The following is a 13,975-nucleotide window of genomic DNA, read 5'->3' on the forward strand; positions in this document are numbered from 1 at the left end:
CCATGAAAAAATCAAAATTTTTGTTTGCACTTGTCACAACTGTATGTGCTTTCAACGCAAATGCCTATCAAACTGAAGTTGGTACAATGTACGAATTTACAGATATGGATGGTGGAGAAAATAATAGCTTCGGGATTAACGGTAAATATTATTTTAATCCTGTGGAAGCAAAAACTTTCCCTTTAGCTGAAGCTGCTTTTTTAAATAAATCTTCAAATATTGGAATAGGATATGCATATAGCAAACTAGAAGATGATGAAGACTTTGGAAAACTCGAATTTAGTTCTGTAGGCATTACAGGTGAATACTTTATTCCGAATACCCCACTCTATTTATCAGGCGCATTTAACCGCACAAAAACCGAAGTCTCTGCAAATGATTTTGGTTCGGTTGATGATAGTGGCAACGGCTATGCTGTAGAGGTCGGTTTCCTACCAACCGATGGCTTGTTATTGGCTGCTGGTGTAACGGATTTATCTGAAAGCTTTGATCCAATACAAGCCGCTAAATATGGCTTCACTACTACGGTTTCAAATGCCGTAGCCGTAACTGGTGAAGATGATGATACTGCCGTAACTTTACGCGCCAAGTATGTTACTCAAATTTCAGGTTTTTATACTAATTTTGAAGGACAAACCTATATTGGTGATGAAACCACTTATCGTTTAGGTGCAGATCTCTATCTTGATCCTACTTTAAGTATTGGAGCATCTTTTGCAGATTCAACAGCAGAAGATTCAGATACAATCTTTAGTGTTCGCGCACAGAAATTCTTTACACCTCAAGTAGCAGTAGGCTTAACTTATACAACTGTTGATGATGCTGACTCTTTTGGTATTAATGGAACATTCCGTTTCTAAGCCATAAGTATCTATTATTAAAAAATATGAATGCTCAAGGGAATTTTCCTTGGGCATTTTTCATTTTATCTTAAGATTAATTAGTAACATCCTCATACAAAATTGGGTACTTTTACAGCATTTTTTATGATCTACACAAAATCTCCTCAATTTTAATAAAATAAAACATTATGTTTTTATATTTTAAAATCAATATCTTAAATTAAATTACTTTACATAAATATCACACGGTTACAGTACGGTTACTTGCGCAAGATTGACGACAAAGCTTTTTCGTCTAGACTAAAAGTTGTAACAAAACATTTATAAAATCGCTTTTTAGAGGGGAGAGATTCCATGAAAAAACTAGCAATTGCATCAGCTCTTTTATCTGCACTCGCAGTGAGTGGCGCAGCAAACGCTTACCAAGCTGAAGTTGGTGGTTCTTACAATTATCTTGATCCAGACAACGGTAGCAGCGTAAGTAAATTCGGTGTTGACGGGACTTATTACTTTAATCCTGTTCAAACTCGTAACGCTCCACTTGCTGAAGCAGCTTTCTTAAGCCGTGCAAGTAACGTTAACGCCCTTATCAACTATGGCGATAACAGCGGTACAAAAGATACTCAATATGGCGTAGGTGTTGAATATTACGTTCCTAACTCAGATTTCTACCTTAGTGGTGATGTAGGTCGAAATGAGCGTGAAGTCGACAATACCAATATTGACAGCAAAGTAACTACTTATGCAGCTGAAGTAGGTTATTTACCAGCTCCAGGTTTATTACTTGCTCTAGGTGTTAAAGGCTACGACGAAAAAGACGGCAAAGACGGCGCTGATCCAACAGTTCGTGCTAAATACGTAACTCAAGTAGGTCAACATGACGTAAACCTTGAAGCGTTCGGTGCGTTCGGTGACCTAGACGAATATAAAGTTCGTGGTGACTACTACATCGACAAAACTTTAAGTGTTGGTGCTGATTACTACAACAACGACTTAACTGATAAAGATGAATTTGGTATCAATGCTAAAAAATTCTTAAATCAGCAAGTAAGTGTTGAAGGCCGTGTTGGATTTGGTGATAACGACAACACTTATGGTGTTCGTGCAGCATACCGCTTCTAATCAAGCCTAAAGTCATAAAAAATCCGCTCAATTGAGCGGATTTTTTTATTGGTTTAAATGTACGATGCGTAATTGTAAATTCACATTGCCATTAAATGCATTACGATCTATTTCATAGACTAAATGTACATAATCCCGCATTGGGTCAAATTCAAAACGGCCTGCTGCATTAAAAGCAATTGCATCAAAACTGTATTGGTCGAGTGCTAATTTAAGCTTCAAATGCGTTTCTTTAAGCCAGCGATAATCAATAACTTTAAAATGCCCCTCAAACTGAGGAAAAGGGAATTTTTGTCCCCAAGGCCCCAACTGTTCTATCCAATCTAATGTATTTAGTTGCAAAGCCGAAGCAGGGAGTTCTCCATCCGTCCATAGCGTTGCTTGAAACAAAGATTCTTCCATTGCTGCAATGCAATTGGTAAATGCAGTTTTAAAAGCTTCGAAGTTTTCTTTACGTATGGTTAAACCTGCTGCTGCTGCATGCCCACCAAAATGGCTCACCAATTCTGGATGTTGTTCAGCAACCTGTTCAATCGTATCTCGAATATGCACCCCATCAATTGAACGTGCAGACCCTTTTATATGAATACCATCTTCATCAGGTGCAAACACAATAGTGGGACGATGAAACTGCTCTTTTAAACGCCCCGCTACAATCCCAATCACGCCTTGATGCCAGTTTTCTTCAAAGAGTACAAGAGCTGGAGGAACGTCTTCCTTTGAGAGCTGCAGGCTATTTAAAGCAGACAAGGCTTGTTGCTTCATCTCCCCTTCGATTTGACGGCGCTCTATATTTAATTGATTTAACTGTCTCGCGATTGGATAGGCAGATTCCATAGTGTCAGCTAATAAACATTCAATGCCTATACGCATGCTCTCCATGCGTCCAGCAGCGTTAATACGCGGACCTAAAACAAAACCTAAATCTTGTGCACGCAAAGATGAAGCTTCACGGCCAGCAATATCTAGCAACGCCAATATTCCGACTCGGCATTGATGTTGTTGAATACGTTTTACACCTGCATCAACCAAAATGCGATTGTTATAATCTAGGACAGCAACATCGGCATACGTTCCCAAAGCAACCAAGTCTAGATATTGAGTGACTTTACTCGTACTTTTACCTTGCTTACTACGTAAACTTGCTAAATTGGCCAGCACATAAAATGCAACGCCAACACCTGCAAGCGCCTTACTTGGGAACTCACAACCTAACTGATTTGGGTTTACAACTGCTTCTGCAAGCGGTGTTTCTTTAGTGGTTAAATGGTGATCTGTAATAACCACTTGCATGTCCAGTGCATGTGCAGCATCAACACCAGCATGGCTGGAAATCCCATTATCGACAGTAATTAATAAATCGGGTTGATAAGTTTGATGTGCAAGCTCTGCAATTGCTGGAGTAAGTCCATAACCGTATTTAAATCGGTCTGGAACCAAATAGTCGACTTGTGCTCCCATATCGCGAAGCACCAATACCATTAACGCTGTACTGGTTGCTCCATCGGCATCGTAATCACCGACAATAACAATTTTTTTCTGCTCATCAATAGCTTGATCTATTAATGCCACAGCAGTTTCTAATCCCTTGAGCTGTGGAGCTAATAAATTCTTAAGCTTTAATTCTAATTCCTGTTCAGATTGTACCCCACGCCTTGCCAAAATTTCGGCAATAAACGGAGGCACGCCCTGAAACTGTTCAGGGCGTGTCAATAAAGGTCTTTGTTTGATTTGTATTTTTGTCATTTAAGGCATCAGTCGGTGCAACGTCCATTGACCGTCGATTTTTTCATAACTCAAGCGGTCATGTAAACGATTTGGTCGTCCTTGCCAGAATTCATAGTAATCTGGCTGCAGACGATAACCTCCCCAGAACTCTGGCTTATCAAGCACTTCACGACTTGTAACTTGCTGTTGTAAGTCTTGAAAACGTTGCTGTAACAGCTCTCGGCTTTCAATCTTACCACTTTGCGGCGTACTGATATGCGCTGCAATCTGGCTATCACGTGGTCGTTTACGATAGTAATCTGTAGACTCTTGCTCAGCAATTTTGACTACATGACCACCAACTCGCACCTGACGCTCTAGACTTGGCCAGTAAAATAATAATTCGGCATATGGGTTTTCTGCCAAATCGATACCTTTTTGACTGTCATAGTTAGTATAAAAATCATACCCAGCCTCTGTAGCCCCACGTAACAAAACTGTTCGAACATGAGGTCTGCCATTCGCACTTGCTGTCGCTAATGACATTGCATAGGGTTCATGCAAATTGGCTGCTAGAGCATGGTTAAACCAACCAAGAAACTGCTGATGAGGATTAGATTCAACCTGCCCCTCATGCAATTCTCCTTGCTCGTAGCTTAAGCGTAATTCACTTAAATCTTTAATGACATCACTCATGTCATGCACCTTATGCGACTTGTGCTTGTGAACGAACTGAATCTGCTAAATGCTGAGCTAAAGCATTCACTTCTTGCTCATCATCACCTTCGACCATAACTCGGATCACAGGCTCTGTACCTGACTTACGAATCAAGATTCGTCCACGTCCTTTGAGCTGTGCTTCTGCTTTATCAAACTCGGCAACCAATGCAGGGATAGAATACGGATCAAGCATTTGTTCTAAACGTACATTCACAAGAATTTGTGGGAATAGTTTAAAGTCTTGAACCAGTTCATGAAGAGCCTTATTTTGCTCGACCATCACGGTTAAAACTTGAAGTGCTGCAATAATCGCATCACCTGTCGTACTCTTGTCTAAAGTTAGAATATGGCCAGATGGTTCCCCACCAGTAACCCAACCATTTTCTTCTAGGGCTTGTAATACATAACGGTCACCAACCTTAGCACGAACAAAACCAACATTCGCTTTTTCAAGTGCGACTTCGAGTGCCATGTTACTCATGACAGTACCCACTACGCCTGCTGGCTTATTTTGAGCCTGAGTCGCTAAAATATATAAGATATGGTCGCCATCAATTAAGTTACCAAACTTATCCACCATCACGACACGGTCAGCATCACCATCAAAGGCGATCCCTAAATCTGCTTCGTGCTCAACTACAGCTTTTTGTAGTTTTTCAGGATGTGTTGAACCACAACCTTCATTAATATTTAAACCATCTGGCTCATTATATAAAGCAACAACTTTTGCCCCTAACTCACGGAAAACCGAAGGACCAACGCTATACGCCGCACCATGAGCACAGTCCAACACAATCTTTAAATTATTTAAGTCAAAGTGGTAAGGGAAAGTAGATTTACAAAATTCGATATAGCGACCATTCGCATCATTTACACGAACACTTTTACCTAAGTTTGCCGTGTCCTCAATAAACAAATCTTTTTCTAATTCGAGGTTAATTTCTTCTTGTAGAGCATCTGGTAATTTTTTACCTTCGCTTGAGAAAAATTTAATACCATTATCAAAATATGGGTTATGTGATGCAGAAATCACGATACCTGCATGCGCATGTAAAGCACGAGTAAGGTGCGCAATTGCTGGGGTCGGTAATGGGCCAAGCAAATGAACATATACGCCAGCAGCGTTTAACCCCGCCTGCAAAGCAGACTCTAAAATATAACCAGATAAACGAGTGTCTTTTCCTAATACAACAAGTGGCTTATTTTTTGGACTCGTTCGTTTTAATACCTTCCCTGCAGCAAAACCGAGTTTTAAAGCAAACTCTGGAGTAATAGGCATTTGCCCAAATTTTCCACGAATACCATCCGTTCCAAAATAACTCATAGCTTATCTCATTTTTACGCCACTTCAGCCGTGGCTTACTTCATATATGGCAATTCCGCCATATCTCTTTTCGTCAGATTTACTTTACACCAAAAACAAAAAGCCGTCAGTGTAATGACGGCTTTCTTCATTGTTTTGGTTACGAAAATCTAACCAACACGATAGTTTGGAGCTTCTTTAGTAATCGTTACATCATGAACATGTGACTCAGACATGCCTGCTGAAGTAATTTTCACAAATTTCGCATTTTGGCGAAGATCTTCAATCACAGCTGAACCTGTATAACCCATCGATGAACGTAAACCACCCATCATTTGATGAACGATGTTACCCATTGGGCCTTTATATGGAACACGGCCTTCGATTCCTTCTGGTACTAACTTCTCAGCACCCGCTTTTGAATCTTGGAAATAACGGTCAGCAGAACCAGTTGCTCCCGCCATTGCACCTAATGAACCCATACCACGATATGCTTTGTAGTAACGACCTTGGAAAAACTCAACTTCGCCCGGCGCTTCTTCAGTACCCGCAAGTAATGAACCAACCATGATCGTACTTGCACCCGCACCGATCGCTTTTGCCATATCGCCAGAGAAGCGGATACCGCCATCTGCAATTAAAGGAATTTGATCTTTTAGTGCACTAGCAACGCTGTCAATCGCAGAAATTTGTGGCATACCGATACCAGCCACAATACGTGTTGTACAGATAGAACCAGGGCCAATACCTACTTTTACAGCATCTGCACCTGCATCTAATAATGCTAATGCAGCATCACCAGTTGCAATGTTGCCACCAATTACTTGTACTTGAGGGAAGTTTTGTTTCACCCAACGTACACGTTCAATTACACCAGCAGAGTGGCCATGCGCTGTATCAACAACAATTACGTCAACACCAGCTTCAACCAATGCTTCCACACGACTTGGTGTATCAGCACCAGTACCTACCGCAGCACCAACACGTAAACGACCAAGATCATCTTTACAACTGTTTGGATAGCTCTCAGCTTTGCGGAAGTCAGTTACTGTAATTAAGCCTTTAAGTTCGTTGCTCTCACCAACGACCAAGACTTTTTCAATACGGTGTTTTTGCAATAATGCTTGAATATTTTCTTTAGACTCGCCTTCACGTACAGTCACTAAACGATCTTGGCCTGTCATGATGTTGCTAACAGGTTGCTCTAAATTGGTTTCAAAACGCGTATCACGGCCTGTCACAATACCAACAACCTTGCCGTCTTTAACAACAGGTACACCACTAATGTTATTAGCGCTGGTAATTGCGATGAGTTCACGTACTGTAGTTTCAGGCGTTACAGTGATAGGATCTTTCACCATACCCGCTTCGAATTTTTTCACACGGCGTACTTCTGCAGCTTGAGCAGCAATATCCATGTTTTTGTGCAAAATCCCGATACCACCATTTTGTGACATAGCAATCGCCATACGTGACTCAGTCACTGTATCCATTGCAGCTGAAACTAATGGGATATTTAAATGAATGCCGCGAGTTAAACGTGTCTTTAAAGAGACATCTTTTGGGAGAACAGTAGAGTAGGCAGGAAGTAATAAGACATCATCGAAGGTTAGCGCTTCTTGAACGATGGTCAGCATAACAATCTCACTGGTAAATTCCGTGAGCTATTATAAACAAATTTCAATGCAATTTTCATATTATCTTTGCCTTTTTCAGCAATAGATATAGAGCTTCTCCAAATAATTCCCACTTATTATAGTTTTAACGTTATTTTTTAATCGAGGTTTTTGCAACCCAGAATTTTATCTGGGTTGATCATTAGTCATAATATTTAGGTAGGACAGCTAAAAATTTGCTCAGTCATTAAATCTACGCCGCATGGCAAGGTCTCAATCCAGTCTAAAAACTGATTGACCATTTCTTTACCCATAAATGGACTACCGTGCTGAGGCACAATCATTTCAATATCCATTTGGCGCACCATATTGACCCACAAACGGATAACTTTGTTGGAACACATATAGCGTTGGTGAAAAGCCTTCATTTTCATGACATGCGTATCGAAATCTTTTAAAGGCTGATTAGCATCTTCAACAATCGAGGCACCCATATCGCCAGAAAACAGAATCTTAGCAACTGGATCATAAAACTGAAAATTACCCACCGAATGTAAGAAGTGAGCGGGAACTACCACAAGCTTGGATTCTCCTAGAGTAATCACTTGGCCGCGGTCAGGTAATTCAATAAGACGATCTTCCCAATTCCCTTTCATACGCTCACTCATAAATGAGGAATTTAGGTGCGGTAAAAAACGTGCCCATAATTTTGATGCAACGACTTTAGCATCGGTATAAACCAGCCAGCGTGGCATTGAAGTAATAATGTCCGGATCTTGATGCGAGGCCATCACATAGTCTAGATTTTTCAAACGTGTATATTTATTTAATTCCATCGTTAATGGAACATAGGTCAAATCGCCACCCGGATCGATTACAGCAGCGCGCTCATGGTCAATAATTAAAAATTGATTGGCTTGGATGCCTTCCCCTTTAACCAAGGTGGTAAAACTAATACATTTATGTACGCCATTATCAAATAATATCTGCGATGTTGTTTTTTCAAACCCCATACAATTCCCCAAAAAAACTTTAAATATTAGATATTTTTATATCCATACTAAAATAAAGGGATTCAGTAACTCTTGCAATAAACTACTTTATTTTTCTAATAATATTTTAAAATTGATTTTGCTTTTCTTATTTTATAAATGAATCATAATGTTATTTAAAATTAACCCACAATAAATTAAAATAATTCTCATTATCAAATTTACTTTTTGTGCTGCTTAGGCCTCCCATGAATCAACCCTTCCGTTTTTCAACATCAAAAACATTGTTAGCAGTTGCTATTTTTACTTCGATGACAGCAAGTCACGCTGAAGAAATAACAGAACAACAAAATTCGACCAGTGTTCTCCCCACGATTTCTGTTAAAGCACAAAAAGACAGCACTTCATCTTATGTCGCAACGAAAGCAAACTCTGCCTTAAAATCAGACGCACCCTTATTTAAAACTGCTCAATCGGTTTCTGTGGTGATTCGTGAACAGCTCGACCAGAAACAAGCTAGAACTCTAGCAGATGCACTTGAAGGTGTTGCTGGTGTTGGAGCTGGGAAACTTGGTCGTCGCGGTTGGGATGATTTCATTATCCGTGGGCAAACTTCTTCTGATCAAATTTTTATAGATGGTTTACGCCAAGCTCAGCAAAACACCTTTGTTGCCGCAGAAATATCAGGCATGGATCAGGTACAGATTTTAAAGGGCCCAGCTTCAGTTAATTTTGGATTAGTACAACCAGGCGGTATGGTCAATTTAGTGACTAAACGCCCTCAAGCCGAAAGCTTTGCTCGGGCTACTATGACTTATGGCAGCTATAACCTTAAAGAAGGAACGTTCGATTTAAACTATAGTCCTAATAATAGTGAAAAAGGTGCTTTCCGTTTAAATGGCCGTATCTCGGATCAAGATGACCCAACAGATTATGTATATTTTAAAAATTACTACATCTCCCCCTCTTATAACTTTGACTTAGGGGATAACACTGATCTTTCTGTCATCGCTAGCTATCAGCACCGCGAATATATTCGACAGCAAGGTTTGCCTGTAATTGGCACATTAAAAGACAATCCAAATGGAAGTTTACCTAAAGACTTATTTATTGGTGAACCAAGTTACGGAGCTTATGATGCTGATGTATTTCGTACAGGTTATAACTTTAGGCATGCTTTCAATAATGGTTGGGAGTTTAAGCAAAACTTTGCAATTCAAAAAACAGAAATGATTGGCCCTGCTGTATTTTATAATGGTTGGACCGATAAGAATTATACAACACTTAAACGTCAAGCTCGCTATCAGGATGTCAGCAACCTAAGTTTCTCAATCGATAATAGTGCTAAAAAGACCTTTCAGATTGCAGATATGGCACATCAAATAACGATCGGACTTGATGGCCTACAAGATAAGAATGATTATCTGAATAATCGCTGTACTGCCACAAATTTAAATCTATATTCACCGGAATATGGGACTACCGTTACTTGTCCAGAGAAAGTCACAAATCATGATATTAACCGTTTAAAGTATATGGGGTTATATTTACGTGACCGTATTCAGATCAATGATCAAGTGATTTTAAATCTCGCAGGTCGTCAAGATTGGGCTCAAACACAAACCGTAGATTTAGTTAAAAATACCAATACAAAAAAATCAGAAGAGGCTTTTACGGGTAATGCCTCATTGTTATATACAATTAATGATGTAGTTGCACCTTATGTCAGCTATGCCACCTCGTTCTTCCCAACTAGCGGCTCAGACTCTGCCGGAAATACTTTTGATCCTGAAAAAGGTAAACAAGTTGAGGTTGGGATGAAACTACAAAGTCCTGATCAGCGGATACAAGGTAGCATTGCCTGGTATGACCTAAAACGTCAAAATGTTTTAGTCAATGATCCAACTACTAGTAATACTACTTTCAAAATACAGCGCGGTGAGCAGTTAACTCGCGGTATTGAGACTGAGTTAAATGCAGATGTATTAGATGGCTTACAACTTACGGCAACTTATACTTACACCGCAGATGCAAAAATTAGTAAAGATGCAAACGCGAGCAATGTAGGAAAAGCACTCGACAATATTCCTGAGCATGCTTACAGCCTGTCGGCTCGTTATAAATTTGACCCTGCCTCAAAACTTGGTTGGTATGTTGGCGGTGGATTCCGAGGTGAAACTTATAAAACTATGGATAAGCTAGATGTCCATATTCCAGGCTATACCGTATTTGATACAGAAGCTGGCTATGATGCAGGACATTGGGGTGCTCAACTTGCGATCCGTAATCTATTCGATAAAGATTACTATGCAGGCGCCTTAAATGAAAATATGGTGACTTTAGGTAATCCACGTCAAATTAACTTTACCGTGAAATTTAACTACTAAAATGACCTATAAAAAAACGCACTCGATTCGAGTGCGTTTTTTGGCAGCTTAAAATGCGTTAGAAGAAGTAATGCTGTACTAAAGTAGAGATACCTACAATTAAGAAAATCGCAGCACCAATTTTATGAATGAGAGAGATAGATAAACGTTCAGCTAATTTATTACCAATAAATACAGCAGGTGCATTAGCAATCATCATTCCTAAGGTTGTACCTAACATCACCCAAAAGATGCTGTCGTAACGTGCAGCTAAAGCGACTGTTGCTATTTGGGTTTTATCGCCAATTTCAGCCAAGAAAAATAGAATAAAGGTTGCGCCAAAAACACCAAACTTTTGCCATCTATTAATACTATCTGTTTCATCATTGAGCTTATCTGGAATAAGCATCCAGAACGCCATACCAATGAAACCAGCTGCAAGAACCCAGACTAAGATTTCGGGGCTCAACACGGTCGTAATCCACTGTCCAAGTACAGCAGAAATACCATGATTAATTAGAGTAGCTAAAAGAATCGCAATAAGAATAGGGATTGGCTTACGGAAACGTGCAGACAGTAAAAGGGCCAATAATTGGGTTTTATCGCCCATTTCAGCAAGGGCAACAATCGAGGTAGAAATCAGAAATTCTTGCATGTCGTTTCTCTGGCTAGCATAAATGCCCATGACCTACCCCTCCTGCTAGCCAAATATCTGCAGAGTGGTAAATCAAAGGTCTTGCCAACTCGGAAACGATAAGACGTTTAAGCTATGATGACCATGTTCTGTTGAACAATTATGTTGATCATCACCTATTCATTTAGAAATGAATAGCGGCTACTCCCCAATGAAGTATGCGTTTATTATATTCGAGTAGTTCTATTTTTCAAACATTCAGGCAAAAAATTTTATCCACACCCAAATCAACAATCGTCCTAGACCCAATAGTAAAGCTAAACAAATACTTAAGTTAATAAATCCAAAATGATTAATGCCAATTACGTGCTGAGACTGAAATTCAAATGGCAAAATAAGCATTGCTACAAATACTTCCAAGCCCATTGCAACGTAAGTCATCCATTCCCAAGGAAAGTGTAAAACACTGACCCACAACCCCATTAATAAAAATACAATTAATAGAATCGGCACCATGATTTTTAAAAATCCTACCATTTATTCTTTCTCCTTTACCGACTAACGAGAAATTTCTCCTCTCTCGACACTTCATTTTTCGTCTTTAGATTAACTTAAAACCAATTAAATTAAATATCAAAATAAAACCCCGCCGAAGCGAGGTTTTAATGATCCATTTAAAAATATTAGATTAATAAAGTACGAATATCTTTAAGAAGTTTCGTAAGTTTATTTGTAAAGCGAGCTGCATCTGCACCATTAATTACACGGTGGTCATAAGACAATGACAACGGCAACATTAAACGCGGATCAAAGTCTTTACCATTCCATACTGGCTGCATTGTTGCAGGTGAAATACCTAAAATTGCAACTTGTGGCCAGTTCACAAGAGGTGTAAATGCTGTACCACCAATTGCGCCTAAACTTGAAATGGTGAAATTCGCACCTTGTAAATCTTTCGGTGTTAATTTCTTATCACGCGCTTTTTGACCTAACACACCCAATTCAACTGCAATTTGCTTAATTGATTTTTGGTCTGGGTTACGAAGTACTGGCACAGTTAAACCATCAGGTGTTGCTACCGCAATTCCCATATGGATTTCATTGCGCAAGAGCACTGATTTACCGTCATCAGATAGATGACCTGCGAATTCACGCTCTTCTTTCAACAAATACGCAACCGCTTTGATAATGAATGCCATAATTGTCAGGCTGATACCTTCTTTTTTGAAGTTGCCTTTCAGTTCATTACGCCAATCTTCTAACTCAGTAATATCAGCCAAATCAAACTGGGTGACTTGCGGAATAAAGTTGTTCAACGACAATTGCGGAATTGATACTTGCTGCAAACGCGTCAGTACTTTTTCTTCCACACCACCAAACGCAGTAAAGTCAGGAAGCTTTGGCAAACCCGAAACCGCTGGTGCAGCCGAAGCGACTGGTGCCGCTTGCGGTGCAGTTAAACGAGTCTTCACATAAGCAAAGATATCTTCTTTAACAACACGGCCATGTTCACCAGAAGTTTTAACTTGAGATAAAACTACACCAAGTTCACGAGCAAGCTTACGCACAGCAGGGCCTGCATAAACTTTAGCGTTTTCGGCTTCTTGTTCTTTGGTTAATTTATCATTACCAGATGTTGACGGTACAGGCTCAGACTGAGTCGCAGCAGGAGCTGCTGCTTTAGGCGCTGCTACCTGCGGAGTTGGAGCTGATTCTGCTTTCGTCGCTGGTGCAGCAGCAGGTGCTTGGCCTTCAGCTTCAATTGTTGCCAGCAATACACCTTGTGAAACTTGTTGGCCTGCTTGCAAGTGAATTGCTTTCACAACACCAGCAACAGTACTTGGAACTTCCACAGTTGCTTTATCTGACTCAACAACAACAAGGCTTTGGTCTACATCAACTTTGTCACCAACCTGAACCAAGATTTCAGCAACAACTGCTTTATCTACACCCAAATCAGGAACGTTAATATCAACCGGTCCAGATTGAGCAGCAGTCGATGCTACAGTTTCTTGCTGAGCTGGTGCAGGTGCTGCCGCTGGAGCTTCTGTTGTAGAAGCAGGAGCTTCTGCTTGCGCACTTGATGTAGACGTTGTTTTCACTTTAATGAGCACAACACCTTCTTTAACTGTATCGCCTTCTTTAACTTGAATGCTTTCTACAGTACCTGCAACACTGCTTGGTACTTCTACAGTTGCTTTGTCAGACTCAACCACAACGATGCTTTGTTCAACATCGATCTGTTCGCCAACTTTTACTAAAATTTCACCAACTAGTGCTTTTTCAACACCAATATCGGGAACTTGAACTTCAACCACTTGGCTAGTGGTTGCCGTTGCTGGTTGAGCAGCAGTTGAAGGCTGTTGAGCCGCTGCCGGTGCTGCTGTTTGTTCAGCTGCTGGTGCAGCTTTTGGTGCTTCTTCTGCTTGAGCTACTGGTGCAGCACCCTCAGCTTCAAGTTCAAGCAATACCGTACCTTCAGTTACGCTATCACCTTCTTTGATTAAGATGCTTTTTACCATCCCTGCTGAAGTGCTAGGCACTTCAACAGAGGCTTTATCTGACTCAAGCAAAACAAGGCTGTCATTTTCTGCAATGCTGTCGCCAACTTTTACTAAAATTTCAGCAACAACTGCTTTATCTACACCAATATCAGGGGTCTTAATTTGCATG

At 40.2% G+C, this 13,975-nt stretch carries 11 protein-coding genes and 1 riboswitch; of the genes, 3 read left to right on the forward strand and 8 right to left on the reverse strand.

Features of this window, described 5'->3' with window-relative positions; genetic code table 11:
* Positions 1-2 precede the first annotated feature (2 nt).
* Both MKL33_RS16215 and MKL33_RS16220 read left to right on the forward strand, forming a co-directional pair.
* Positions 3-860: a putative porin gene (locus tag MKL33_RS16215; RefSeq protein WP_068614271.1), complete on the forward strand. Its 858-nt coding sequence runs from the start codon at positions 3-5 to the stop codon at positions 858-860.
* A gap of 336 nt (positions 861-1,196) precedes the next feature.
* Positions 1,197-1,964: a putative porin gene (locus MKL33_RS16220; RefSeq protein ID WP_005078653.1), complete on the forward strand. Its 768-nt coding sequence runs from the start codon at positions 1,197-1,199 to the stop codon at positions 1,962-1,964.
* A 45-nt stretch (positions 1,965-2,009) separates the two neighbouring features.
* Here the strand turns inward: MKL33_RS16220 and recJ are convergent, their stop codons facing one another.
* The 5 genes from recJ to MKL33_RS16245 all read right to left on the reverse strand — a co-directional run bounded on the left by recJ (position 2,010) and on the right by MKL33_RS16245 (position 8,323).
* Positions 2,010-3,710, reverse strand: a complete 1,701-nt coding sequence (gene recJ / locus MKL33_RS16225; protein ID WP_270907346.1) for a single-stranded-DNA-specific exonuclease RecJ — start codon at positions 3,708-3,710, stop codon at positions 2,010-2,012.
* Complete coding sequence (gene pdxH / locus MKL33_RS16230) at positions 3,711-4,367, reverse strand: pyridoxamine 5'-phosphate oxidase (RefSeq protein ID WP_044099834.1); 657 nt, start codon at positions 4,365-4,367, stop codon at positions 3,711-3,713.
* 10 nt (positions 4,368-4,377) lie between these two features.
* Positions 4,378-5,715, reverse strand: a complete 1,338-nt coding sequence (gene glmM / locus MKL33_RS16235; RefSeq protein WP_032004989.1) for a phosphoglucosamine mutase — start codon at positions 5,713-5,715, stop codon at positions 4,378-4,380.
* A gap of 149 nt (positions 5,716-5,864) precedes the next feature.
* Complete coding sequence (gene guaB, locus MKL33_RS16240) at positions 5,865-7,331, reverse strand: IMP dehydrogenase (RefSeq protein ID WP_002121951.1); 1,467 nt, start codon at positions 7,329-7,331, stop codon at positions 5,865-5,867.
* A 194-nt stretch (positions 7,332-7,525) separates the two neighbouring features.
* The gene (locus tag MKL33_RS16245) at positions 7,526-8,323 is read right to left on the reverse strand and encodes an MBL fold metallo-hydrolase (protein ID WP_270907347.1); all 798 of its coding nucleotides are present in this window, start codon (positions 8,321-8,323) and stop codon (positions 7,526-7,528) included.
* A 227-nt stretch (positions 8,324-8,550) separates the two neighbouring features.
* Here MKL33_RS16245 and MKL33_RS16250 point away from each other — a divergent pair, with 227 nt between their 5' ends.
* Entirely contained in the window at positions 8,551-10,689 is a 2,139-nt protein-coding gene (locus tag MKL33_RS16250; protein ID WP_270907348.1) for a TonB-dependent siderophore receptor, read from the forward strand.
* A gap of 58 nt (positions 10,690-10,747) precedes the next feature.
* Here the strand turns inward: MKL33_RS16250 and MKL33_RS16255 are convergent, their stop codons facing one another.
* The 3 genes from MKL33_RS16255 to MKL33_RS16265 all read right to left on the reverse strand — a co-directional run bounded on the left by MKL33_RS16255 (position 10,748) and on the right by MKL33_RS16265 (position 13,974).
* A complete protein-coding gene (locus tag MKL33_RS16255) occupies positions 10,748-11,323 on the reverse strand; it encodes a TMEM165/GDT1 family protein (protein WP_161282760.1) in 576 nt (191 codons plus the stop codon).
* A gap of 15 nt (positions 11,324-11,338) precedes the next feature.
* A riboswitch (yybP-ykoY riboswitch) is annotated at positions 11,339-11,524 on the reverse strand.
* Positions 11,525-11,560: 36 nt separating this feature from the next.
* Positions 11,561-11,839 carry a hypothetical protein gene (locus tag MKL33_RS16260; protein WP_161282664.1) on the reverse strand — a complete coding sequence of 93 codons (279 nt, stop codon included), beginning with the start codon at positions 11,837-11,839 and terminating at the stop codon, positions 11,561-11,563.
* 146 nt (positions 11,840-11,985) lie between these two features.
* Positions 11,986-13,974 carry a 2-oxo acid dehydrogenase subunit E2 gene (locus MKL33_RS16265; RefSeq protein WP_270907349.1) on the reverse strand — a complete coding sequence of 663 codons (1,989 nt, stop codon included), beginning with the start codon at positions 13,972-13,974 and terminating at the stop codon, positions 11,986-11,988.
* Between the last annotated feature and the right edge of the window lies 1 nt (position 13,975).

Origin of the sequence: Acinetobacter sp. AOR43_HL, from assembly GCF_027854635.1 — a bacterium.
GTDB classification, from domain to species: Bacteria; Pseudomonadota; Gammaproteobacteria; order Pseudomonadales; family Moraxellaceae; genus Acinetobacter; species Acinetobacter pittii.

Coding starts and splice junctions, on each gene's coding strand:
- MKL33_RS16215 (WP_068614271.1), top strand. CDS start 3: ATGAAAAAATCAAAATTTTTGTTTGCACTTGTCACAACTGTATGTGCT.
- MKL33_RS16220 (WP_005078653.1), top strand. CDS start 1,197: ATGAAAAAACTAGCAATTGCATCAGCTCTTTTATCTGCACTCGCAGTG.
- recJ (WP_270907346.1), bottom strand. CDS start 3,710: ATGACAAAAATACAAATCAAACAAAGACCTTTATTGACACGCCCTGAA.
- pdxH (WP_044099834.1), bottom strand. CDS start 4,367: ATGAGTGATGTCATTAAAGATTTAAGTGAATTACGCTTAAGCTACGAG.
- glmM (WP_032004989.1), bottom strand. CDS start 5,715: ATGAGTTATTTTGGAACGGATGGTATTCGTGGAAAATTTGGGCAAATG.
- guaB (WP_002121951.1), bottom strand. CDS start 7,331: ATGCTGACCATCGTTCAAGAAGCGCTAACCTTCGATGATGTCTTATTA.
- MKL33_RS16245 (WP_270907347.1), bottom strand. CDS start 8,323: ATGGGGTTTGAAAAAACAACATCGCAGATATTATTTGATAATGGCGTA.
- MKL33_RS16250 (WP_270907348.1), top strand. CDS start 8,551: ATGAATCAACCCTTCCGTTTTTCAACATCAAAAACATTGTTAGCAGTT.
- MKL33_RS16255 (WP_161282760.1), bottom strand. CDS start 11,323: ATGCAAGAATTTCTGATTTCTACCTCGATTGTTGCCCTTGCTGAAATG.
- MKL33_RS16260 (WP_161282664.1), bottom strand. CDS start 11,839: ATGGTAGGATTTTTAAAAATCATGGTGCCGATTCTATTAATTGTATTT.
- MKL33_RS16265 (WP_270907349.1), bottom strand. CDS start 13,974: ATGCAAATTAAGACCCCTGATATTGGTGTAGATAAAGCAGTTGTTGCT.